Origin of the sequence: Peptoniphilus lacrimalis DSM 7455, from assembly GCF_000378725.1 — a bacterium.
GTDB lineage: Bacteria > Bacillota > Clostridia > Tissierellales > Peptoniphilaceae > Peptoniphilus_A > Peptoniphilus_A lacrimalis.
Genome location: NZ_KB900378.1, coordinates 13,650 through 33,960, shown reverse-complemented (window position 1 = coordinate 33,960; position 20,311 = coordinate 13,650). Strand labels below are relative to the sequence as shown.

Below are 20,311 nucleotides of genomic sequence, written 5' to 3'. Positions count from 1 at the left end.
AATGAAATATATAAGTATATGGTAAAAAAAGAAAAAGAAGGAAAAGCCAAAAAAGTTTGCAAATTTGCAGGATTAAATAAATTCTTAAGAATCTACTATGCAAGAGTTATGGAATCAAAAGCCGAGAAAAAAGAATTAAAAGCAGCATAAGACTTTGAAAACACTAAAAAACAAGCCGATTGATTACCCTCGGCTTGTTTGCCATGCACTAATTTAATTATTCAAATAATAAAAAATAACCTGAAATTAATTTCAGGTTAAGCTTGACTTTTGTTAGCAGGTTTTTTTGGGATATTATATACCGACGAAATTTACTATTGTATTTTGGTGGAGAAAAAAATTATAATAATTATTATCAATATTTTGAAAAAATAATTTTTTACATATATTATTATATGTATGTTGTTGGAGGTAGTGATGAAAAAGTTATTAAAAATTTTATTTGTTTTTATTTTGACTTTTTCTATTTCCTGTTCAGTTTTTGGACAGGAAAATGGAGTTCAAGTTGAAAAATTAGTTAAAAATGTATTTTTAGAAGGCAAGGAAGTTATTTTACCCTTATATATAATAAATGGAAATACTTATTTTAAGATTGATGGGGCTTTAAAACAGGTTGGAATTGATATAAGTTTTAATGAGAAAACAAATAAAATAGAATTTTTGGGTCATAAATTTTCAGCGGCAGGAGAAAAGTCAGATGATAAAAATTCTGACAATTCTAATGAAGAAAATTATAGACAGCCGGAAGAAGGAGAATATGTAAACTGTGGTTGTTCTTGCAAGCATCATTCGATGGAAGAATACAATTCCTGTCCATGCTGCAAGGGAAAGACACCCTTGTATCATAAAGAAGAAAGTAAATCAGAATCTCCAAAGGAAGAAAAAAATATAGAAACAAAAGAAGATGAGTTTGTAAACTGCGGTTGCTCTTGCAAGCATCGTTCGATGGAAGAATACAATTCTTGTCCATGTTGCAAAGGGAAAAAAGCTCAAACTCATAAGGAAGAAGTCAAAAAAGATTGTCCATCTTGTTGCCATAAATCAATGGGAGAATCCGATGTATGTCCTTATTGTCAAGCAAAAGAAGCTAAGGCATACAAAAATTCAAATTCTTGTAAGAAGGTGAACAAAGAATCTTCAAAAGAAATTAATCTTAAAAATGGAGAATATATAAACTGTGGTTGTTCTTGCAAGCATCATTCGATGGAAGAATACAATTCTTGTCCATGCTGCAAGGGAAAGACTCCTCAAATTCATAAAGAAGAAAAAGAAAAAAATCCTAAAAACAAAAAAACTTATAATTGTGGTTGCTCATGCAAACATGAGAGCATGGAAGAATATAATTCCTGTCCATGTTGCAAGGGAAAAACTCCTCAAGTTTCTTGTGACAAATCAGCCAAGAAAGAATTTAAAAAGGCAAAAAATAATAATTCATCAAATGCTTCTAAGTCAGATATGGATAAATTAGAACCAGATGGAGGTATGGATTGTTGTTGCTCTTGCAAATGTCACTCAGGTCAAGAATCTAATCAATGTCAATGTTGCAAAGATAAAGATTTACATGAATCTAAGAATGGTAAAGATACACAAGAAGCAAATAATGAGGAAAATGTAGAAGTAAAATCAAGTGATAAGCTTACAGATAAAGATTTGAAACTCAAAGATGGTGAATATATAGATTGCGGTTGTGGATGTAAACATCATTCTATGAAAGAATTTAACGAATGTCCATGTTGCTGTGGAAAAGATGTTCACATTCATAGGCTTAGTAAATCTGAACAGATCTTTGATAAAATTCTTGATTTCAGCCAATATGCAGCTATAGTTTTAGTCTTATTATCTTTAATATGGTTTATTTACAAAGTTATTTATGATTCATTAAAGAAAAATAAATCAAAAAAATAGTTTAAACATTCATATTTAATTAATAAAAATCCTAAGTTTATTATTTACTTAGGGTTTTGTTTTTTAAAGGCTTTATAATTCCTTTAATGTATAATATAATTAAAGTAAATATTTTTAGGAGTATTAATGAAAATTTATTTTACAAGACATGGAGAAACCGAATGGAATAAAATTGATAAAATTCAAGGTCAAATGGATTCTCCTTTAAATGAAAATGGAATAAATATGGCAAAAAAATTGAGAGAAAAAGCAAGAAATATTAATTTTTCTCACATATATTCTTCAGATTTAAACAGAGCATTAGATACTTGTAAAATTATTTGCCCAAATAAAAAAATAATTACAAGTCCTCTTTTAAGAGAAATTGATGTTGGATATTGGTCAGCAAAGCAGTTTAATGATATAAAAAAAACAGATCCTTATCTTTATAATTTATATTTTACCAAACCTGAAAAATATAATCGTATAGATGGAGAAAGTTTTTATGAGCTTATAGATAGGGTTAAGAGATTTTTTGAGCTTTATGTTTATAATTCAGATGATGAAAATATATTAATAGTGAGCCATGGAATCACAATTATCGCCATGTTTACAATAATGGAAAATATTGAAATTAAAAATTTTTGGCAAAATAGGGTCAGAAGAAATGCTGAATTTAATATAGCAGAATATAAAGATTCTAAATTTACTATTTTGAAGAAGGCTCCTTTAAATCTAGTAAATAATATATAGGAGGAAAAAATGCAAGCAATAGAAAAATTTGAATTTAATGAAAGTTCTAATGTTAAAAATGTTATCGCCGTAGTCAGTGGTAAGGGCGGTGTCGGAAAAACTTTTACCACTTCTGTTCTTGCATCTCATCTAAGAAGGCAAGGCTATAAAGTTGGAGTTTTAGATGCTGATATTACCGGTCCATCAATTCCAAAGGGTTTTGGTATTGATGAACTTGCAAGGTCTAACGGTAGAGAAATTCTTCCACTTGTCAGCAAAACTGGAATTGAAATTATTTCTGTAAATTCAATACTTGAAAATAAAACAACACCAGTTTTGTGGAGAGCACCGATAATAAATAATGCAATAAAACAGTTTTTCTCTCAAGTACGTTGGGGAAATTTAGACTATCTTTTAATTGATATGCCACCGGGAACTGGAGATGTTTCACTTACAGTATTTCAATCTATGCCTTTAAGCGGTGTAATTATTGTTTCTACACCTTCAGATTTAGTAACAATGATTGTAGAAAAAGCTGTAACAATGGCAAAAATGATGTCAATTAAAATTTTAGGTTTTATTGAAAATATGTCTACTTTTAAATGCCCAAACTGCGGGGAGGTTCATGAAATTTTTGGTCCAAGTCACATTGAAGAAATAGCTAAGAGGGAAAATGTCAAGAACATCTGTAAATTACCTATAGATGAAACTTTTTCCCAATATGTCGACAAGGGAAATGTGGAATTTTTAGAAATTCCCCAAGTGGATAAATTTATAGAGGATTTAAAAAATGGACTATGATTTAATAATTATTGGAGCAGGGGCTGCAGGTTTATCCGCAGCTATATATGCAGGAAGGTCACTTTTAAATACACTAATAATTGAAAAAGCTGCCTATGGAGGTAGAATTAATGATACTGCATCAGTAATTAATTATCCAGGATTTACAAATATTTCAGGTAGAGATATAGTAAAAGAATTTAGAAAACACGCTTCAGTTTATGAAACAAATAAATTTTCTTATGGAACTGTTGAAAAGCTTATAAAAGGGAAAGACTCCATAAAAGTTGTGACTAAAAGAAAAAGAGAATTTACTGCTAAGGCTGTGATTATAGCAAGCGGTACTTTTTCTAAAGTAATAAATGCTAAGGGAGAAATGGAATATACAGGTCGGGGAGTATCCTATTGCTCAACGTGTGATGCAGATAACTTTTTAAATAAAGACATTCATATTTTAGGTTCTGGAGATTTAGCTTTAGATGAAGCCGATTATTTATCTAACTTTTGTAATTCTATAACCATGATTATTATCCATGATGAAAATATTTTTGACGGAAATGCCCAAGCATTTGAAAAAATTAAGAGAAACCCAAAGATAAAATTTATTTGGAATCATAAGATAAGTGAGATTATAGGAAATGAAAAATGTGTTAAACAATTAGAACTTGAAAATTTAAAAACAGGACAAAAAAATGTTGTTGCTTCTGATGGGATTTTTATTTTTGCAGGAATGAGCCCTAACAGTAATTTTGTTGAGGGATTTTTAGAACTTGATAAAGATGGTTTTATTAAAACTGATAAGTATATGAATACAAGTGTTTCTGGAGTTTTTGCTGCTGGAGATATAAGAGATAAAGTTTTAAGACAGATTGTAACTGCTGCAAGTGATGGAGCAATCGCAAGTGTATTTGCTGAAAGATATATCAGAAACAGAGGCTTATAATGAGAATTTATCCTAGAGGAACAGTCCTATATAATAAAGATAAGGCATACAACGGAATTAATTTAATTTCTGCTGCAAAAGATGGCGTTTTACTTATTTCCATGTGTGGTGATGAGCTTGCCAGATATAATTTGAATCCTATGCCTGCAAAAATGTTATCAAACGGTAACATTATTTCTCCGACGGAATTTAGAACGTCAGATTTTGGAGTTAGTGACGGAATCAGTTTAGTTGAGATTAATAAAGAAGGAAAAATATTATGGGAGTTTTCAAGAAATAAATTCATCAAGGATAGGGGATATAAGGAAAAATGGATGGCAAGGGTTCACAGTGATTTTCAAAGACAAGGTCATGCCCTTGATTACTGCCATTCATATAAAGAATTTCAAACAAACAAGACACTTATGCTCACCCATGATAGCGTCCATGTTAGCTCTATTTCTGATAAAGATCTTTTAGATGATGTTATCTTAGAAGTTGATGATTGTGGTAATATTTTGTGGAAATTTTCTTTCTCTGAACATTTTGATGAACTAAATTTTTCAGAAGAAGCAAAGAATGTCATCTACAGAAATCCTAATTTAAGAATTACAGAAAATCCAATTGGAAATTATTTAGACCTCACTTCCATTTCTTATTTAGGTGCTAATAAATGGTACGATATGGGTGATTCTAGATTTCATCCTGATAATATTTTATTTACTGCAAGAGCAGCAAACATCATTGGAATTATAGACAGAAAAAAGAATAAAATTGTTTATACTTTAGGACCAGGACTTGACAAATACAGTAAATTCTCCCCAATAATTGGTTCAGCCTTTGCAACATTAATTCCAAAAGGTCTTGAAGGAGAGGGCAATTTATTAATTTATGACAATGGAGGTCCATGCGGTTATGGACCGGCAACAATTTTTGCACCTAAAGGACTTTTCCCCTTTGTAAGGGGCTACACAAGAATTTTGGAATTAAATCCCCTAACCTTAGATATTAATTGGATGGTAGACCCTAGAGATTTTGGTTTTTCAATTCCTTTAAGAGGTTACAAATTTTATTCTCCCTATGGAGGAAATTTGGAAAGACTTCCTAATGGAAATACTTTGATAACTTTGACAACAGAGGGTATGGCTTTAGAAGTTACAAGAGAAAAAGAACTTGTATGGTTATGGACATCTCCTTACAGAATGGATACGGAAAATATGTTAAACAATTCTTTAGTGTATAGAGTTTACAGATATCCATATAATTATTGGGGTATAGATGATTATCCGGAAAGAGAAATTAAGGAGATTAATCAATCATATTTCAAGCTTCCAGGAGCAGGAGAATTTTCAACTGCAAAGCCAATAAATGTTGAAGGAGCAGAATTAAATAAGGATATCGACCCCTTATCTCAGGAATCTGAATCTTTGAAAGAACTTAGGGTTTCAAAAGAAATCTACAGCAGAAATCACCACAGGATTAAGACTATTTCTTCCTATGATTTTTACGAAAAAACAAAAAACTTAACAGGAATTGTAATATTCGGTGCAATTAGATGTACACATTGTGGACCACTTATTGAACTTATGACTGATTTATTAGATGAAGAGTTTCCAAAAATTTCCTGCTATTACTTAGATATAGATGCTAATAATAGTATTGCAAGAAATTTAGAAATAACTTCAATTCCCTTAGTTAATTTTTACAAAAATGGAGAATTGGTATATTATTTTAAGGGAGAAAATACCTATGATAATATAGCTGATGTAATAGATAAATATTTAATATAAGAAAAAAGCTGACTTCTTTTTAGAAATCAGCTTTTTAAAATTTATTTATCTATTTTGCTTTATTTTCGTTTACTTTTTCTTCGATTTTTTCTTTAGCGTCGCCAGCTTTTTCAGCTACCTTGTCTTTAAGTTCTTTTGCATCTTCTTTTAATTCTTCAGATTTTTCTTCTATTTTTTCTTTAACTTCTTCTTTTTTAGATTCTTGAGATGTTAAGATAACTTCTTTAGTTTCAGCTTTCCATTCTACTTTGTATCCTAGAATTTCTTCACAGATAACTCTTAATGGAAGATATGAGAAGTTATCAGAAATAAATGGAGCTGCTTCTAATTTTTGTGCCTTTCCATTAACTACCATATCAGTTGAGCCAATTGTAAGAGTCATAACTTTTTCGCCTTTTGTAATGGTGAAAGCTCTGTCTTTTGCGTTCCATTCAATTTTAGCTCCGCTTGATTCAACAAGTTTACGTACAGGAATGAAAGTTCTGTTTGCTTTGATAATTGCAGGATTTTCAAGTTCTAATTCTTTTCCATTAACAGTAACTTTTACAGTTTCTTTGGCATCTTTCTTAGCTTCTTTAGCTTCTTCTTTTAGGTCTTTCTTAGCTTCTTTAGCTTCCTCTTTTAGATCTTTTTTAGCTTCTTTAGCTTCCTCTTTTAGATCTTTTTTAGCTTCTTTAGCTTCTTCTTTTAGGTCTTTCTTAGCTTCTTTGATATCCTCTTTAGCTTCTTTTGTGTCTTTTTTAATTTCTTGTTCAGTAGCTTTTATTGTATCTTTAAGAGTAGATGCAGGATTTTCTGCAAAAGCAGATACTGGACTGATTAGCATAGCACTAATTGCTGTTAAAGTAATAACTTTTCTTAATTTCATATTAAACCTCCGCATTTAATAAATATTATTTATAATAACAGTATTTAACACTTTTGTCAATTATCGCAAAGTCTTTTTCCAGTAAAGATTCTTAAATCCTGAAACTTTTAATTTTGAATTTATTAAAAATTTATTTGCAACGAGATTTGCCATGAATCTATCGGCTTTATAATTGTCTGTATAACAATAAGAGTTTTCATAGTCTATTTTTATATTTAATTCATCTAAGTATTTATTTATGTTTAATACCTTTTGATGTCCTGAATTATTTTTTGATTTTACTTGGAAATTTTCATCTAATTCAGTGGCTATAATATAATCAAAAGACAGGATTTCTTTGAAGTATTTCATATAATTTAGGGGTGAGGCTGATACTAAGAATTTAAGGTAATCATCACCGAATTTTTCAAGTTTTTTTATGCCATCCCTATAAAAATATTTAGGATACAATATATTATTAGCAAAAAATTTTAAATCTTCCTCTGATAAAAATTTTAAGAGGGATACCATGGAAGTTTTTATATGTGAAAAATTAAAGGTAAATATGTATTTTATTATTCCGATTAACAGTTGTACAAATAAGTAAATTATAAGATAAGGTTGTTTTTTTATAGCAAACTTCCATAAAATTGTTATTGATTGACAGTCAACTAAAGTGTCATCAAAATCAAAAAATGCAATTTTTCTTGTCATTTTATCACCTCTAGTCGATTATAACAAAAATGATTACTTTAAAAAAGTACAGAAATCATATATAATCTTAGTGGTGATAGAATGCGAGCAATAGTTCATGTTGATTTAGATGCTTTTTATGCCTCTTGTGAAGAACTCGATAATATTTCTTTAAGAGGTAAGGCTCTTGCAGTTGCAGGAAAAAGTGATAGGGCTATAATTACGACTGCAAATTACAAGGCAAGGGAATATGGAATACATTCAGCTATGCCTGTTTTTATTGCTAAGAATTTGTGTGAAAATTTAATAATCGTTCCCATGAGAAGAAAGAGATATTTGGAAAAATCTAAAGAAGTTTTTGATCTTCTTAGCACTTATACAGATATCATTGAGAAAGTTTCTATTGATGAATCTTATCTTGATTTGACTGATATAAACCCTGATTATAAATTCTTAAAAAAAATGCAGGATAATATTCTAAAAAAGACTGGTTTGAGCGTTTCTATTGGCATGTCTACCAATAAATTTTTGGCAAAACTCGCATCAGATTGGAACAAGCCAAGGGGAATCAAAATTATTTCTAAGGATGAAGTTCCTGATATTTTAATGGATCTTGATATTAGAAAGATTCATGGTATTGGTAAAAAATCTGAAGACAAGCTGAGAAATTTAGGGATAGATAAGGTTTGTGACCTATATAATCTAGAAGAGGATTTTTTGATAAATTTATTTGGAAAATCTGGGGAAGATATCTATAAGAGAATTAGAGGTATTGATGATAGAGAGGTTCAAACAAAAATTAAAAGAAAAAGTCTGGGAACAGAAAATACATTCTTTCCAACAGATAATAGGAGAGATTTAGAAAATTATATAAATATTTTTTCAGTTGAAGTATCCCAAGATTTGATTAAAAGAAATCTCTTAGGATTTACTTTAACTATTAAACTAAAGAATGACAAATTTAAAATTAGAACTAAATCAAGAACTTATGAGTATGGTCTTTATAAAAAAGAAGACATATATAGAGAGGGACTAATTTTATTTAGAGAATTTTATAACGATGATAAGATTAGGCTTATTGGTCTAACAGTTTCAAATTTGTCTGATTTAAAGATACATCAACTCACATTTTTATAGGAGGAGAAATGGGAAAAGATGATTTAAGAAAAATGATTGATGAAGGAGATTTTACCAGCCACAATAATATCAGTTTTCATTCTTTTGACGGTGAGCAATTGATATTAAAAATGCTTCCTGATAGCAGACATATTTCAGATCTTAATATTTTACACGGTGGGGTGATTTATACTCTTGCCGATACTGCAACTGGAATTTTATGCAGAATTTTAGGGAAAAATTATGTTACTATAGATGCACACATGTCTTATATTTCTAATACTCCAAAGGGAATAGAAATTTTTGCAAGGGCAAGTTTTGTACATAAGGGAAATACTGTAAGTGTTTGTGAGGTCGAAGTTTATACTAAAGACAAACTTTTGACTAAGGGAACTTTTACTTACCATGTTTATAAAAAATAGTATTTAGGAGGAATTATGAGTTTAAAGGATAAAGTAAGGGCAATTCCAGATTACCCTAAAAAAGGAGTAATCTTTAGAGATGTAACAACTCTTTTAAAAGAAGGACAAGATTTTAAAGAAGCTATTGATAAAATGGCAGAAAAAATTGATTATGAAATTGATAAAGTTATAGGAATTGAAGCCAGGGGATTTATTGTAGGAGCGCCTCTAGCTTATAAATTGTCAAAGGGTTTTATACCTATTAGAAAACCAGGAAAGCTTCCCTGTGAAAAAATATCTGTTGAATATGATTTGGAATACGGAACAGATTCAATTGAAATGCATGTTGATGGAATAAAAAAAGGTGAAAAGGTAGTAATCGTTGATGATTTATTGGCGACAGGAGGAACAAGTCAAGCAGCCATAAAATTAGTAGAATCTTTAGGGGCAGAGGTTGCTGGTCTATTATTTTTAATGGAACTTGACGATATAAATGGCCGTCAAAAACTTAAAAACTACAGAGTCGATTCAATAATACACTATTAAAAAAGGGACTTTCAAAGTCCCTTTTATGTTCTAAATTCAAATTTTTCTTTACATCTTTTGCATCTTACAATAACTTTTCCCTTATTTCTTGGAATACGCATCTGTAAATTACAGTAGGGGCAAGCAGTATATTTATAGTCCTTTCTGTCCCTGAATCTTACAGCTAAAGAATTAAATTTTTTAGTGATAGGTTTAGTAAGTTCCAAAAATTTTTGATTTTCCCTATATCTTTTAGAAATATCTTTAGATAACATTCTGTAGTAAGAATAAATTAGAATTAATAAAACTCCAAAATTTAGAAAAGAATTTCTGTAAATATTTCCTAAAATTAAGAGTATCAACATAGGAATTAGCAAAAATTTGCCAAAGGAATCAACACCATATCGACCAGCCATGAATTTTCTAAATTTTTCTTTCATAATTAACCTTTCTATCAACCTATACTAAGGCTTTATTGTAACTTTTAATAAGCTCTGCAGCCTTATTTAATTTTTTTAATTCGCAAGCTTCCAAGGGAAGTTCAAAAATCTTTTCGATTCCATTTTTATTAATTAAACAGGGAGTGGAAATATATAAATCATCAAGACCATATTGACCATTCAACATTGCAGAAACATTTATCACTTTATTTTCATCATGAACAATTGCAGAAATAATGGCATTTATAGTATTAGCTATTCCATATTGAGTAGAAGATTTGCCTAAATAAATTTCCCATCCACGTTTTCTGACTTGATCTTCAAAATCATCTTCCTTGAAATTAATAAATTGGTCTTTATATTTATTCTTATAATCATAAAAACTTAGACCAGCAATTTTAACTTGAGACCAAGGGATAAATTGACTCTCACCATGCTCACCCATAACAATAGCATTTATAGATTTTGCACTGATACCTGTGATTTTAGAAAGAAGACTATTAGCCCTTGAAGAATCTAGTGCAGTTCCAGCACCAATAACTCTAGAAGATTCAAAACCAGAAACTTTTTTCACAAGATAAGCCATAATATCACAAGGATTAGAAACAACAATAAAAATTCCTTTAAATCCGCTATCAACAATTCTTTTTGTATATTGACTCACAACTTTTTTGTTAGTCTTTAATTCATCTAATCTATCAGAAGTTTCAGGAATGCCACCAGAAGTTAAAACAATAATATCACACTCATAAAGACCCTCATAGTCACAAGAATATGACTTAACATCATTTGGATAATAAAACCTTGCGTCATTTATGTCCATAGCTTGAGAAATAGCCTTCTTTTCATTAATATCAACAAAATAAATCTCTTGACAAAGACCTTTCATAGCAGCAGTATAGGCAATAATTTCACCGGCAAAGCCAGCCCCAACAATACCTAATTTCATAATTTCCTCCCTAAATATATTGTTTGTTTCATTATAACATATGTAAATTAAGTTAATATATAGAGTAAGAAAAAAGGGCAAAAAAAAATTCGGAATAACCGAATAAAAATATGGTGCGGGAAAGAGGAAGTAAAACCAATTATTATATAATGGCTACATTTCAACGTTTATTTTATTGAATTTTGTAAAAGTTGGTAACGAGTTGGTAACGCAATTTAATTATACATTTTATCTAAGACGGCGGCTGCCTTTTCTTTTTCATCATCCATTACATGTACATAAATATTAAGAGTAGTTTTATAGTCACTATGGCCCATTAGTTTTTGTACTGTTTTTATATCAACTCCGGCTTCAAAAAGCCTAGTGGCATAAGAGTGCCTTATGGAATGTAGGGGTCTAGGTTCTATGCCTATTTTTCTACATATTGCTTGTAATCTCCTATTGCATCTTTTTTCTTCGATGGGTTGTAAAAAATCATCAGAAAATATAAAGGCATCATCTTTAAAGGGTTGACCAAGCCTTAAATGTTTTTCATAGGATTTTATTTTTAGTTTTTGTAAAAGATTATCGGCAATTTTTGGAAGAGCGACAGTTCTATATGAGTTTTCAGTTTTCAGGTCTTGGGTAGTATTTTTATTTAATTTTCTTGTTCCATCTTTTTCAAAAGTATAAGACCTTCTAAGTTGCTGTTCTATCGTTAAGATTCCGTCAGAGTAATTTTTCCACCTAAGTCCCCTTAGTTCATTTCTTCGTAGACCTGTCAAGAAATCTATATAAAGGCTTTGTTCTACAGGATCTTCAAGATCTAAATTATTTATTAAAAGTTTTTGTTCATCAGCGGTAAAAAATCTATATTTGCCCGAATTTCCAGTTTTATTCTTTTTGGGGACCTTTACATATTCGGCAGGGTTTGTGGGGAAGATTCCTAGAATTATTGTGTAGTCAAGAAAGTTTTTAATTAAGGCCAGTGTATCTTTTACAGTATTAATTGATGTTTTTTCATCATCAGCAAGTAGGTTTATGAAGTTTTGTAAATTCAAGATAGTAATATCTCCTACCTTAGTTCTTGAAAAAGGATAAGGTGCTATATGAAGATTTAAAAGGCTTTGATATCTGGCTATAGTTGTGCTTTTTATTTCCTTAACTTTTATATTGTATAGCCAATAAGAAATAAATTCAGATAGAGATTTATCCCCAGAGGTAGTAAAGCCAGCAATATTTGTTTGACCTAATGCCTTTTGCATTTTTTCTATGACTTCATATTTTTTGTAGCTAGAAAATGACTTTCTAACTAACTTACCTTCCAAGTCTTGTCCTAATGAAACACGACCAGTCCAATATTTTTTTCCATTAACCATTCTATAGGTAAGACTACCTAAACCATTTGGATTTTTTTCTTTCATTTTTTTCACCTCATATTTCAATCCACGTACCTGCGAAGGGTACGGCCTTTAGCTAACATTTACAACAAATTATATTTATTTAAAAATAAAGAGTGCTTTGTATATTTGATTAAATCTTCAAAAGGCAAAAACTTTTCATCTTCATTTTTTTTACTAAAATTATCAATTTCATCTAAAAATTCTTTTCTTCTCTTATAAGCTGCACAACTAACTCCATAAAGACCTGAAATATAATTAGCAGGAAACTTAGCGGTCTTATACATAATTTCTCTTGGCATTAACAGTTCTCCTGCAAAGGCATTTGCTGATTTTTCTTTTACATAACTGTTCAAATATTTGTATTTGGTGTGATGTTTTAAAAAGATATGGCCAAGTTCATGAGCAAGGGTAAATCTTTGTCGACTTAAATCAAAATTCACATCATCAAGAGCTATAATATATTTTTTAGTATATTTATTGTAAATGCTATATCCATCCAAGCCCAGCAGATCATCTTTTACTATTTTTATATCGGGTCTATATTTAATAATATCTTCAACCATTATCGGTAGTAATCTTTCTTCGTATGTAATTTTTTTGTACACGTAATTTGCCATGCTTACGGAATAGCGTAGATAATAATTTAATACATTCATTTAAAAACCTTTGTTCTTTTAAAATTAAAAAATATATAGGGAATAAATCCCATATATTTTTTCTTAATATTAATTTATCAATAGTTATTTTTATTAAAAAATATTTTATTGAATATAGAGTCAGCTGAATCTTCAGAATTATAGTTTGGATATCCTATGCATTCAATTAAATCAACTGTATCTTCAGGGTATAACTCTAAGTGCTTGTTAAGAGCATACTGCAAGTTAACGGAAAATTTAACAGATATAAGTCTATTTTTTAAAAAAGTAAATCCACAAAGCAAAGTATACAAATCATTCATACCAAAACCATTTCTATATAGAGCTTCGTCAATATTCATTCTTCCGTGTAAAATTTGATTATACCTTACAGATGTATTCTCAGCTTTATAGTTATAAATCCTTCCAGAGTGTGCAGATCTATTTCTAAATTTAAATGCTAATGATAATAAATCTGAAAAAAGATTTCTAATAGTGTTATCTTTATCAGTTTTTATAATTTCTAAAGGAATATCGAATACTATACTTATGACTTTATCTTTAACATCTCTTTTTTGAAGTTTAAAAAAGTGCATCATATTTCCAAGAGTGGCACCCTTAAACAATATCCAAGGAGGTGTATTTTGGTGTACTAATCTGTAGTGCTTAAATGGCTCTATTTCATCATTTATTATTTTATTGAATTTTATAAATGTAGAATCAATTTCAAAGTATTTAGTACCATCTTTATTTTGTCTAACTTTACCCGTTTTGTAATTTGATTTTATTAAATATTTATTTTGATCAGAAGAATATGTTTCAGCAATAACATAACTCATAGCAGACTTCAATATTAATTCAAACTCTAATGCAGCATTAACGACAGCTTCTTGAAAGCCTTTATCCATAGTATATAAGGAAAAAAGATGTTCAAAAGTAGAGCCGTCTTTAAAAATATCTGGATTTGAAGAGATAAGAAGATAGTCCTTATATCCATTTACTATTTCATAGTAGCCATAAGATATAAGATTAGATTTTGCAGCTTCTTCATTTATAAATTTAAGATGTCTGTTTTTTAAAATTTCTATTTGCTCATCAATTGTTTTAAATGGCTTCATATAAACTCCTATATAACACAAAAGGACTTCCAAAACGGAAGTCCTAATGGTCGAGTAGAAACCCTACTCAGTCTTATTGTTAATTTAATTATACCATTAACTTCTATTTTGTAAACTATTAATTAAAATAATAATATCTTAATAAAAAATGCATTGATATGCACAATTAAATGCACAAGCAAACAGGTCTAAAAATTTAAATTATCTTAAATATGGTTATAGACACAACAATCACAAGTCAAAAATGCACATTGAAATGCACAATGTTATGCATATAATAAATGTCTTACTTATCTTCACCATCAAAGAAAGTTGCTTTTATCATCCTTAGCATGACTTCTTTTTGTTCGGGTGTGAGGTTTTTGTTTGCTCTATATAGTACAGATACTCCTTCAGGGAAGTCTTCTTCTAATTCTTCAGCTTTAGATTTGGTTTCTTGGGTTTTTGGAATATATGAGTTGCCCAATAAATAATCCACAGACACATTAAATATTTGTGAAAAAGATTTTAATAGCTCGTTTGAAGGCTCTCTTTGATTTAATTCATAAAAAGATATAGCCTTCGGAGTTACTTTTACTTTATCTGCTAATTCTTTTTGTGTCATATTATGTAATTCTCTTAATTGTTTAAGAATTTTACCTTCCATAACTTACTCTCTTTCTTGTTTCTGTACTGTGAGTACATTATACAATAAATTTTTTAAAAAATCTATTGACATTCTTCATTTTGTACTGTACACTATGTACATAAAGAGATTTGAGGTGATATTTTGAATAAAGTTAAAGATAAGAGAATTGAAAAAAACCTAACTCAGTTAGAGTTGGCTAATTTAGTAGGTGTTACACCTAAATATATTGGTTTTATTGAGAATGAAGAAAGGAATCCATCTTTACAAGTAGCACAAAAAATAGCAAATGCTCTTGGTTATGGAATAGATGATATTTTTTTACACTCTAACTGTACAAAATGTACTTAAAATTAAATTAGGAGGTGGTATTGATGAGATTATTTAATACTGATTATAGTGCCAAGGGAATCAGGATTTATATAAATGACGAAATTTATCATATTTATGTCAGAAAAAAAGGTTTATCAATTAAGGTTGTAGATATGTTTAAAAGAATTAATGACGAGAGTGTTCCTGTGAAATTTAGGCAAGAGCAAATAATGGATTTCACAATTATAAATATCGTAAAATCCATTGGTTTTGACTTAAAAATTCTATTTAAAAGATTCTTCGGCAAGTTCAAGTCCAAGTTCGGTTAATGTTAGTCTACTCATACCTAAGGCTTTGTAGCCAGGTTTTATATATGAGTTTAAATACATTTCGTCTAATGTATCAAACCAGTCTTGCCTGATGTTGTTATCGAATCCAAAAATAAACTCACCTGATGGAATCCCACTTTTCAGGTAATTTTCATAGCACTTTTTTAGGATTTGATTTTGAATTTTATGAGAGTAAGACATTTGATCACCTCCTTACTGCAATTATAGCAGATGGTGGTGTTGATTCTTGAAGATGAATTTAGTGAGTTAAGAAAATTAAATTAGGAGGTGGAAGATGGATTTAGAAAAGCTTAAAAATAAGTTGGGGAGTTATCTTCTTAAAGAAGCGACTGATTTATATAACAATTGCGAAAATTTAAGTGACAAGGTATTAGTTTTAAATCTGATAATTGAAATTGTAAATAATATGGACCAGCTAAATCATGTAATATAGCTGATCCGTCATAGAGCTAAATAATAATTTTATTTTCATTAGAAAGATTAAAGTTTTTATTAATTATCATTTCTTTATCTAAAACTCTGTTTAGTTCATTTATTTTTTCTATTTCGTCATTGCTATATTTTTCAATGAAGTAGAAATAACCTAAGTCTGATATTATTAGGAATTTAAATAAAACATGGTCTTTTACGGAATCTTCAAAGTAAATATTTGGATAAGTTTCTTCTTTATATCCATAAATTAAGAATGTTTTATTATTAATCTCTAATTTTGATAGCATTAATTTAAAATCTTCAAAGTTTGTAAATTGAATCATAAAATCACCTCCTTACTGTAAGTATAACAGATGGTGGTGTTGATTCTTGAAGATGAATTTAGTGAGTTAAGAAAATTAAATTAGGAGGTGGAAGATGAAGGATGAAAGAGAAATGGTTCACTTGCTGGAACAAATGAACCAAAATCTTGAAAAATTAATTAATCAATTTGAGCTGAGCCTAAAAATCCAATTCTGTTCGGCATTTTTGATTGATCGCCCTGCTTGGCTAAGACAATTTCCAAGTGAATTTTTAGATTTGCATAATGAACTGCGTCTTGAGCTGGTTCAAGAGTTTCTCAATCTATTCCAGATAGAATTAGAAGATTAGGTTCTAAGTAGGATATTTTAGAAACAACGGTTTTATTGGTCGTTACAAGAAGTTTTTGATTTTTATCAAGTGATTTTTCTTGGTAGTTAATTAGATATTTTAATTGTTTGTAAGTTTGTATTAGTTCTTCTGACATATAATCACCTCCTTGAGATGATTATAGCAAATTTAAAATAAAGGTAGGTGAGAACATGGAAGCTACATTAATGACAGCTAAAGAACTCGCCAGGGAAATTCCGATAGGTGAGCACAAAATAAGATCTATGGCGAAAAAATATTCTGATTTTCCAAAGCTCAGGAATGGCAACAGGTTACTTTTTATAAAAGAAGAGGTTGTTGACTGGTTGGCTAAATATTCAAGGCAAGGAATAAAACTATAAGGAGTAAGTAATGGAAAAAGAAAGAGAAGAAATTAAGGATGCTATAGAAAAAATCAAGAAAAGTTTAAAAGACGAGCTTATGTCTGGAGTTTTTTTACAAGTCCTTAATATACCTAGTATTGATGAGTTTGAAAGAAGAATAAGGCTTGTTGAAAATTCAAATTATGATCCTGATTATGCTAAGCAGTTATTAGGAGATATAAATGTTCAGTTTTTCTTTAATCTTTGCTTGATTTATTTGCAGACCATAATAAGACAACTGCTACGAGTTCAGAAATAAGACTATGGATACGTTCAGATTCTCCTCTAAGTTCTGGATAGAAAATCAACAACATACTATGAATAGGTAATAGAAAAGTTATTAATGCCAAAACATTCTTTATAGTAATTAATTTTTTTAAGTTTAGGAGCTCGTTTAATTTAACCTTAGTATCTTGGACTTCTATAGGGGCTGATGGAGTGTCATCCAATAAATTTTCAAGATCATTATAAGATTTTAAAATTTCTCGAATCTTAAAATCAAAAAGTACATTTGAATAATTTTGCAAATTAACTTTTTCAATTAAGGATTGCACGCTCTGTATTTTCTCAATATTGCTATTAATTAAAGCGAGTTTGTTTGCGATGTTTAATTGCTCATGAAATCTAGCACAATTATTAATTGCATCATAAGAGGCTAAAAAGTTATTCACCATATTTATGTGATCTTGGATATTGAGCATATATTCAGCTGATGTTAAATTCTCTATTTTCTGGATTTGGTCAATTTTGCGGATTGCTTCATCTATTTTGGAATAATGATTTGAAAGTAAATCTATCTGATTTTGATATTTACTATATTGTTTTAAATATTTTTCTAAATCCATAAATATCTCCTTTAGCTTAATTTTAATCAATTATACAAAATGTAGTATTTAATGACAAGAGGATAAAACATGAAAAAATTAAAAGAAATTAGAGAAAATAAAGGTTTAACTGCAAGAGAACTATCAAGGTTAATAGGAATTAAAGAGGCTAGATACGGACACTATGAAAACGGAAGAAGGGAATTGCCAGTAAGTATAGCTAAGAAGATAGGAGAAGTCTTAGAGATTAATTGGTGGGAGATTTACGAGTAAGAAAGGAGCAAAAATGAATGATTTAAGAATTTTTGAAAATAAAGAGTTTGGAAAAGTCCGAACAATAATAGATGAAAATAACGAACCTTGGTTTGTAGGTAAAGACGTTGCAGAAATATTAGAGTATTCAAGACCTACTAAAGCAATACAAGACCATATAGATTATGAGGATAGAGATGAAATCCCAATTCAGGACTCCATAGGAAGAAATCAGAAAACACCGATCATAAATGAATCTGGTCTATACTCCCTAATCTTTTCATCAAAAATGAAAAAAGCCAAAGAATTTAAAAGATGGGTTACGTCCGAAGTGCTACCAACAATCAGAAAACACGGAGCATACATGACAGAAACAGTCATTGAAAGGACTCTTACAGACCCGGACTACTTGATACAGCTTGCAACAACTCTAAAAGAGGAAAAACAAAGAAGAATTTTAGCTGAAGAAGAAAATGAAAGGAATAAACCTAAGGTTTTATTCTCGGATTCCTGCGAAGTAGCCGAGAACTCAATCCTTATAGGCGAGTTTGCAAAGAGATTAAAACAAAACGGCTTACCAAATATGGGACAGAATAGACTGTTTGACACTTTAAGAAACCAAGGTTACTTGTGTAAAACTGGAGAAAGAAGAAACCAGCCAACACAAAAGTCTATGGAGCAAGGACTTTTTGAAACCAAGGTAAGAGTCATCAACAATCCTGATGGCAGTATCAGGACAACTACGACAACGAAGATGACTGGTAAAGGACAGATTTATTTTACTAATAAGTTTTTAGGAGGTAGTTATGGACAAGAATTTTGAAGTTGCCATCGAATATAGTGACAACCAAGCTGACTGGGAAGCTTTTATAAAGCTTTTGGTAGACAAATTTAAAGAGGAAAGGGAGTAAAAAATGACTGAGGAAATGAAAATTCTAATTACTAGAAGAAATTATCTTAAGAATCAGACTAAAAAAACTGAAGAGTTAAGGAAAAAAACTGCGGCTCTCTTAGAAAAAAGTAGGAGAAAAAGAAATACTATTAGGGGCATTAAGATTATGCTTTACACGATTTTAGGTGTTTTAGGAACATATATCAGTTTTTGTTTAGGATGGGTTTGTTTTGGTTGAGGTTAGAGATTTAAACTAGATGAGGGCAAGAAAAAAGTCCCAGGTCGACTAAAACTCAAGGACTTAAGAATTATTATCTTGCCTTTATTATATCACAAATAAAGGAGTTTTGAAAATGACAAATATTGAAAGAGAATTTAAAAATACTGTTGACGAATTGGCTTATGCTGAATATTTATTAGCAGGAGATGAAAATAATGAGGAGCTTATAAAAAACAAGGAAGATATTTTAAAGAAGATTGAAAGATTAAGTTCTGCTATTAATAGGGCTGAGATGATTGCGAGTGAATATGTTATGGATGGTGATTTTTAATGAATTATGTAGGATTGGTTTCATATATTATGGTTACAAAAGAATCTAAGGATTTCTTTTTCAAGATTTCTTATAAATTAAATTCTTGTGATGCTAGAGAAGAGATTAGACCTATTCTTTCAGAAACTTATTATAAGAATTTGATGATGAAGAATCACAGAAAAAAAAGATTTGATGCTTATCCCTATGAAGAGGCTAACGAATATTTACAAAGTGTAATAGATAAAATTGAAAATGGAGATAGAAGGAGGGTTTATTGATGGAGAATTTATTAACTATTGAAGAGGATTTTGATAAGACAGAAGAAGAAAAGGAAGAGGTAAGAGAAAAGTTTGTTGTTGATTCTTTATCTGCTTGCGACTGGTGTTTTAGAAAGTTGGGACAGATTAAAAAGATTAAGGAAGAGCAAACTGCCTATGTCAAAAATATAATTGATGAATATAAAGAGTATCTCGAGAAAGAAATTAAAAAGCTAGATGATGATGAGGCATATTTTAAAGGTCTTTTAGAGGCTTATGTTAATAAGAGAATGGAAGAAGATCCTAAGTTTAAATTAAAAACTGCCGTTGGTTCTGCTTCTTATGGAAAATTACAAACTAAGTTTGAATGGGTTGATGAGAATAAGGTTTTAGAGTTTCTTGAGGATAATGAACTTTATGATTTTATTGAGGTTAAGAAGTCTATTAAAAAGACTGATTTTAAGAAAAAATTAACTGGTTCAAATGGTCTTGCTGTTGATGAAAATGGCGAAATTGTTGAGGGTATTGTAAGTTCTGAATTTAGGAATTTTAATGTTAAATATTAAGG

Annotated in this window: 32 protein-coding genes; 20 read left to right on the top strand and 12 right to left on the bottom strand. The window is 29.7% G+C overall.

From position 1 onward, the window contains the following. Window positions 1-417: 417 nt before the first annotated feature. The 5 genes from F594_RS0108720 (at window position 418) to F594_RS0108700 (ending at window position 6,108) form a co-directional block, all read left to right on the top strand. Entirely contained in the window at window positions 418-1,905 is a 1,488-nt protein-coding gene (locus F594_RS0108720) for a hypothetical protein (RefSeq protein ID WP_019035314.1), read from the top strand. Window positions 1,906-2,031: 126 nt separating this feature from the next. Further along, entirely contained in the window at window positions 2,032-2,637 is a 606-nt protein-coding gene (locus tag F594_RS0108715) for a histidine phosphatase family protein (protein ID WP_019035313.1), read from the top strand. A 9-nt stretch (window positions 2,638-2,646) separates the two neighbouring features. Next, window positions 2,647-3,417 carry an Mrp/NBP35 family ATP-binding protein gene (locus F594_RS0108710; RefSeq protein WP_019035312.1) on the top strand — a complete coding sequence of 257 codons (771 nt, stop codon included), beginning with the start codon at window positions 2,647-2,649 and terminating at the stop codon, window positions 3,415-3,417. Further along, window positions 3,407-4,339: an NAD(P)/FAD-dependent oxidoreductase gene (locus F594_RS0108705; protein WP_009345800.1), complete on the top strand. Its 933-nt coding sequence runs from the start codon at window positions 3,407-3,409 to the stop codon at window positions 4,337-4,339. Before F594_RS0108710 ends, F594_RS0108705 begins: the two co-directional genes overlap by 11 nt. Beyond that, complete coding sequence (locus F594_RS0108700; protein ID WP_009345724.1) at window positions 4,339-6,108, top strand: aryl-sulfate sulfotransferase; 1,770 nt, start codon at window positions 4,339-4,341, stop codon at window positions 6,106-6,108. The genes F594_RS0108705 and F594_RS0108700 overlap by 1 nt, the downstream gene beginning before the upstream one ends. A 49-nt stretch (window positions 6,109-6,157) precedes the next feature. On the opposite strand, the gene F594_RS0108695 is transcribed toward F594_RS0108700, so the two are convergent. Together F594_RS0108695 and F594_RS0108690 are read right to left on the bottom strand one after the other, a co-directional pair. Further along, window positions 6,158-6,976, bottom strand: coding sequence for a copper amine oxidase N-terminal domain-containing protein (locus F594_RS0108695; RefSeq protein ID WP_019035311.1), 819 nt, complete (start codon window positions 6,974-6,976; stop codon window positions 6,158-6,160). A 60-nt stretch (window positions 6,977-7,036) separates the two neighbouring features. Further along, window positions 7,037-7,669, bottom strand: coding sequence for an HAD family hydrolase (locus tag F594_RS0108690; protein ID WP_019035310.1), 633 nt, complete (start codon window positions 7,667-7,669; stop codon window positions 7,037-7,039). 81 nt (window positions 7,670-7,750) lie between these two features. Between F594_RS0108690 and F594_RS0108685 the strand changes: the two genes are divergently transcribed. The 3 genes from F594_RS0108685 to F594_RS0108675 are packed head-to-tail and all read left to right on the top strand — an operon-like array spanning window position 7,751 to window position 9,711. Continuing rightward, entirely contained in the window at window positions 7,751-8,785 is a 1,035-nt protein-coding gene (locus F594_RS0108685; RefSeq protein WP_019035309.1) for a DNA polymerase IV, read from the top strand. An 8-nt stretch (window positions 8,786-8,793) separates the two neighbouring features. Further along, a complete protein-coding gene (locus tag F594_RS0108680) occupies window positions 8,794-9,186 on the top strand; it encodes a PaaI family thioesterase (RefSeq protein ID WP_009345761.1) in 393 nt (130 codons plus the stop codon). Window positions 9,187-9,201: 15 nt separating this feature from the next. Further along, on the top strand, window positions 9,202-9,711 hold the full coding sequence (locus F594_RS0108675; protein WP_004825324.1) for an adenine phosphoribosyltransferase: 510 nt from the start codon (window positions 9,202-9,204) through the stop codon (window positions 9,709-9,711). A 23-nt stretch (window positions 9,712-9,734) separates the two neighbouring features. Here the strand turns inward: F594_RS0108675 and F594_RS0108670 are convergent, their stop codons facing one another. The 6 genes from F594_RS0108670 to F594_RS0108645 form a co-directional block, all read right to left on the bottom strand. Then, entirely contained in the window at window positions 9,735-10,130 is a 396-nt protein-coding gene (locus F594_RS0108670; RefSeq protein WP_004825280.1) for a hypothetical protein, read from the bottom strand. Window positions 10,131-10,149: 19 nt separating this feature from the next. After that, window positions 10,150-11,079, bottom strand: coding sequence for an L-lactate dehydrogenase (locus F594_RS0108665; RefSeq protein ID WP_004825258.1), 930 nt, complete (start codon window positions 11,077-11,079; stop codon window positions 10,150-10,152). A 215-nt stretch (window positions 11,080-11,294) separates the two neighbouring features. After that, window positions 11,295-12,482, bottom strand: a complete 1,188-nt coding sequence (locus F594_RS0108660; RefSeq protein ID WP_019035308.1) for a tyrosine-type recombinase/integrase — start codon at window positions 12,480-12,482, stop codon at window positions 11,295-11,297. A gap of 59 nt (window positions 12,483-12,541) precedes the next feature. Further along, a complete protein-coding gene (locus F594_RS0108655; RefSeq protein ID WP_036746376.1) occupies window positions 12,542-13,078 on the bottom strand; it encodes an ImmA/IrrE family metallo-endopeptidase in 537 nt (178 codons plus the stop codon). A 116-nt stretch (window positions 13,079-13,194) separates the two neighbouring features. Then, entirely contained in the window at window positions 13,195-14,214 is a 1,020-nt protein-coding gene (locus F594_RS0108650; protein ID WP_019035306.1) for an Abi family protein, read from the bottom strand. Between the two features lie 286 nt (window positions 14,215-14,500). Beyond that, a complete protein-coding gene (locus F594_RS0108645; RefSeq protein WP_019035305.1) occupies window positions 14,501-14,860 on the bottom strand; it encodes a helix-turn-helix domain-containing protein in 360 nt (119 codons plus the stop codon). A gap of 123 nt (window positions 14,861-14,983) precedes the next feature. Between F594_RS0108645 and F594_RS0108640 the strand changes: the two genes are divergently transcribed. Both F594_RS0108640 and F594_RS09680 read left to right on the top strand, forming a co-directional pair. After that, complete coding sequence (locus F594_RS0108640; protein WP_019035304.1) at window positions 14,984-15,190, top strand: helix-turn-helix transcriptional regulator; 207 nt, start codon at window positions 14,984-14,986, stop codon at window positions 15,188-15,190. A gap of 23 nt (window positions 15,191-15,213) precedes the next feature. After that, window positions 15,214-15,480 carry a hypothetical protein gene (locus tag F594_RS09680; RefSeq protein ID WP_147285950.1) on the top strand — a complete coding sequence of 89 codons (267 nt, stop codon included), beginning with the start codon at window positions 15,214-15,216 and terminating at the stop codon, window positions 15,478-15,480. Here F594_RS09680 and F594_RS0108635 read toward each other — a convergent pair. Further along, a complete protein-coding gene (locus F594_RS0108635) occupies window positions 15,436-15,681 on the bottom strand; it encodes a hypothetical protein (RefSeq protein WP_019035303.1) in 246 nt (81 codons plus the stop codon). The genes F594_RS09680 and F594_RS0108635 overlap by 45 nt on opposite strands. Before the next feature lie 94 nt (window positions 15,682-15,775). Here F594_RS0108635 and F594_RS09675 point away from each other — a divergent pair, with 94 nt between their 5' ends. After that, the gene (locus F594_RS09675) at window positions 15,776-15,934 is read left to right on the top strand and encodes a hypothetical protein (RefSeq protein WP_019035302.1); all 159 of its coding nucleotides are present in this window, start codon (window positions 15,776-15,778) and stop codon (window positions 15,932-15,934) included. Between the two features lie 16 nt (window positions 15,935-15,950). Here the strand turns inward: F594_RS09675 and F594_RS0108625 are convergent, their stop codons facing one another. Next, entirely contained in the window at window positions 15,951-16,256 is a 306-nt protein-coding gene (locus F594_RS0108625; protein WP_019035301.1) for a hypothetical protein, read from the bottom strand. A gap of 94 nt (window positions 16,257-16,350) precedes the next feature. Here F594_RS0108625 and F594_RS0108620 point away from each other — a divergent pair, with 94 nt between their 5' ends. After that, window positions 16,351-16,584: a hypothetical protein gene (locus F594_RS0108620; protein WP_019035300.1), complete on the top strand. Its 234-nt coding sequence runs from the start codon at window positions 16,351-16,353 to the stop codon at window positions 16,582-16,584. Here the strand turns inward: F594_RS0108620 and F594_RS09670 are convergent. After that, complete coding sequence (locus tag F594_RS09670) at window positions 16,553-16,720, bottom strand: hypothetical protein (protein WP_019035299.1); 168 nt, start codon at window positions 16,718-16,720, stop codon at window positions 16,553-16,555. The two genes, F594_RS0108620 and F594_RS09670, sit on opposite strands and share 32 nt — an antisense overlap. A gap of 55 nt (window positions 16,721-16,775) precedes the next feature. Between F594_RS09670 and F594_RS0108610 the strand changes: the two genes are divergently transcribed. Further along, window positions 16,776-16,964 (top strand): MerR family transcriptional regulator, encoded by a 189-nt coding sequence (locus F594_RS0108610; RefSeq protein ID WP_019035298.1) that lies wholly within the window; start codon window positions 16,776-16,778, stop codon window positions 16,962-16,964. Window positions 16,965-16,974: 10 nt separating this feature from the next. Beyond that, window positions 16,975-17,244 (top strand): hypothetical protein, encoded by a 270-nt coding sequence (locus F594_RS0108605; RefSeq protein WP_019035297.1) that lies wholly within the window; start codon window positions 16,975-16,977, stop codon window positions 17,242-17,244. Here F594_RS0108605 and F594_RS0108600 read toward each other — a convergent pair. After that, entirely contained in the window at window positions 17,183-17,830 is a 648-nt protein-coding gene (locus F594_RS0108600) for a hypothetical protein (protein ID WP_019035296.1), read from the bottom strand. The genes F594_RS0108605 and F594_RS0108600 overlap by 62 nt on opposite strands. 69 nt (window positions 17,831-17,899) lie before the next feature. Here F594_RS0108600 and F594_RS0108595 point away from each other — a divergent pair, with 69 nt between their 5' ends. The 6 genes from F594_RS0108595 to F594_RS0108565 all read left to right on the top strand — a co-directional run bounded on the left by F594_RS0108595 (window position 17,900) and on the right by F594_RS0108565 (window position 20,309). After that, window positions 17,900-18,082, top strand: a complete 183-nt coding sequence (locus F594_RS0108595) for a helix-turn-helix domain-containing protein (RefSeq protein WP_019035295.1) — start codon at window positions 17,900-17,902, stop codon at window positions 18,080-18,082. A 13-nt stretch (window positions 18,083-18,095) separates the two neighbouring features. Then, entirely contained in the window at window positions 18,096-18,884 is a 789-nt protein-coding gene (locus F594_RS0108590) for a phage antirepressor Ant (RefSeq protein ID WP_019035294.1), read from the top strand. A 91-nt stretch (window positions 18,885-18,975) separates the two neighbouring features. Further along, on the top strand, window positions 18,976-19,191 hold the full coding sequence (locus tag F594_RS0108580; RefSeq protein WP_019035292.1) for a hypothetical protein: 216 nt from the start codon (window positions 18,976-18,978) through the stop codon (window positions 19,189-19,191). 115 nt (window positions 19,192-19,306) lie between these two features. Then, window positions 19,307-19,504: a hypothetical protein gene (locus tag F594_RS0108575; RefSeq protein ID WP_019035291.1), complete on the top strand. Its 198-nt coding sequence runs from the start codon at window positions 19,307-19,309 to the stop codon at window positions 19,502-19,504. Beyond that, entirely contained in the window at window positions 19,504-19,764 is a 261-nt protein-coding gene (locus F594_RS0108570; RefSeq protein WP_019035290.1) for a hypothetical protein, read from the top strand. Before F594_RS0108575 ends, F594_RS0108570 begins: the two co-directional genes overlap by 1 nt. Continuing rightward, complete coding sequence (locus F594_RS0108565; protein WP_019035289.1) at window positions 19,764-20,309, top strand: host-nuclease inhibitor Gam family protein; 546 nt, start codon at window positions 19,764-19,766, stop codon at window positions 20,307-20,309. Before F594_RS0108570 ends, F594_RS0108565 begins: the two co-directional genes overlap by 1 nt. Window positions 20,310-20,311: the final 2 nt, after the last annotated feature.

Bases quoted from the DNA above. Each gene is read 5' to 3' on its own strand.
- F594_RS0108720 (WP_019035314.1), top strand. From the start codon at position 418: ATGAAAAAGTTATTAAAAATTTTATTTGTTTTTATTTTGACTTTTTCT.
- F594_RS0108695 (WP_019035311.1), bottom strand. From the start codon at position 6,976: ATGAAATTAAGAAAAGTTATTACTTTAACAGCAATTAGTGCTATGCTA.
- F594_RS0108590 (WP_019035294.1), top strand. From the start codon at position 18,096: ATGAATGATTTAAGAATTTTTGAAAATAAAGAGTTTGGAAAAGTCCGA.
- F594_RS0108645 (WP_019035305.1), bottom strand. From the start codon at position 14,860: ATGGAAGGTAAAATTCTTAAACAATTAAGAGAATTACATAATATGACA.
- F594_RS0108685 (WP_019035309.1), top strand. From the start codon at position 7,751: ATGCGAGCAATAGTTCATGTTGATTTAGATGCTTTTTATGCCTCTTGT.
- F594_RS0108605 (WP_019035297.1), top strand. From the start codon at position 16,975: ATGGAAAAAGAAAGAGAAGAAATTAAGGATGCTATAGAAAAAATCAAG.
- F594_RS0108705 (WP_009345800.1), top strand. From the start codon at position 3,407: ATGGACTATGATTTAATAATTATTGGAGCAGGGGCTGCAGGTTTATCC.
- F594_RS0108650 (WP_019035306.1), bottom strand. From the start codon at position 14,214: ATGAAGCCATTTAAAACAATTGATGAGCAAATAGAAATTTTAAAAAAC.
- F594_RS0108565 (WP_019035289.1), top strand. From the start codon at position 19,764: ATGGAGAATTTATTAACTATTGAAGAGGATTTTGATAAGACAGAAGAA.
- F594_RS0108690 (WP_019035310.1), bottom strand. From the start codon at position 7,669: ATGACAAGAAAAATTGCATTTTTTGATTTTGATGACACTTTAGTTGAC.
- F594_RS0108625 (WP_019035301.1), bottom strand. From the start codon at position 16,256: ATGATTCAATTTACAAACTTTGAAGATTTTAAATTAATGCTATCAAAA.
- F594_RS09675 (WP_019035302.1), top strand. From the start codon at position 15,776: ATGGATTTAGAAAAGCTTAAAAATAAGTTGGGGAGTTATCTTCTTAAA.
- F594_RS0108595 (WP_019035295.1), top strand. From the start codon at position 17,900: ATGAAAAAATTAAAAGAAATTAGAGAAAATAAAGGTTTAACTGCAAGA.
- F594_RS0108570 (WP_019035290.1), top strand. From the start codon at position 19,504: ATGAATTATGTAGGATTGGTTTCATATATTATGGTTACAAAAGAATCT.
- F594_RS0108665 (WP_004825258.1), bottom strand. From the start codon at position 11,079: ATGAAATTAGGTATTGTTGGGGCTGGCTTTGCCGGTGAAATTATTGCC.
- F594_RS0108635 (WP_019035303.1), bottom strand. From the start codon at position 15,681: ATGTCTTACTCTCATAAAATTCAAAATCAAATCCTAAAAAAGTGCTAT.
- F594_RS0108660 (WP_019035308.1), bottom strand. From the start codon at position 12,482: ATGAAAGAAAAAAATCCAAATGGTTTAGGTAGTCTTACCTATAGAATG.
- F594_RS0108620 (WP_019035300.1), top strand. From the start codon at position 16,351: ATGAAGGATGAAAGAGAAATGGTTCACTTGCTGGAACAAATGAACCAA.
- F594_RS0108700 (WP_009345724.1), top strand. From the start codon at position 4,339: ATGAGAATTTATCCTAGAGGAACAGTCCTATATAATAAAGATAAGGCA.
- F594_RS09680 (WP_147285950.1), top strand. From the start codon at position 15,214: ATGAGATTATTTAATACTGATTATAGTGCCAAGGGAATCAGGATTTAT.
- F594_RS0108670 (WP_004825280.1), bottom strand. From the start codon at position 10,130: ATGAAAGAAAAATTTAGAAAATTCATGGCTGGTCGATATGGTGTTGAT.
- F594_RS09670 (WP_019035299.1), bottom strand. From the start codon at position 16,720: ATGTCAGAAGAACTAATACAAACTTACAAACAATTAAAATATCTAATT.
- F594_RS0108610 (WP_019035298.1), top strand. From the start codon at position 16,776: ATGGAAGCTACATTAATGACAGCTAAAGAACTCGCCAGGGAAATTCCG.
- F594_RS0108575 (WP_019035291.1), top strand. From the start codon at position 19,307: ATGACAAATATTGAAAGAGAATTTAAAAATACTGTTGACGAATTGGCT.
- F594_RS0108675 (WP_004825324.1), top strand. From the start codon at position 9,202: ATGAGTTTAAAGGATAAAGTAAGGGCAATTCCAGATTACCCTAAAAAA.
- F594_RS0108580 (WP_019035292.1), top strand. From the start codon at position 18,976: ATGACTGAGGAAATGAAAATTCTAATTACTAGAAGAAATTATCTTAAG.
- F594_RS0108710 (WP_019035312.1), top strand. From the start codon at position 2,647: ATGCAAGCAATAGAAAAATTTGAATTTAATGAAAGTTCTAATGTTAAA.
- F594_RS0108680 (WP_009345761.1), top strand. From the start codon at position 8,794: ATGGGAAAAGATGATTTAAGAAAAATGATTGATGAAGGAGATTTTACC.
- F594_RS0108655 (WP_036746376.1), bottom strand. From the start codon at position 13,078: ATGGCAAATTACGTGTACAAAAAAATTACATACGAAGAAAGATTACTA.
- F594_RS0108600 (WP_019035296.1), bottom strand. From the start codon at position 17,830: ATGGATTTAGAAAAATATTTAAAACAATATAGTAAATATCAAAATCAG.
- F594_RS0108715 (WP_019035313.1), top strand. From the start codon at position 2,032: ATGAAAATTTATTTTACAAGACATGGAGAAACCGAATGGAATAAAATT.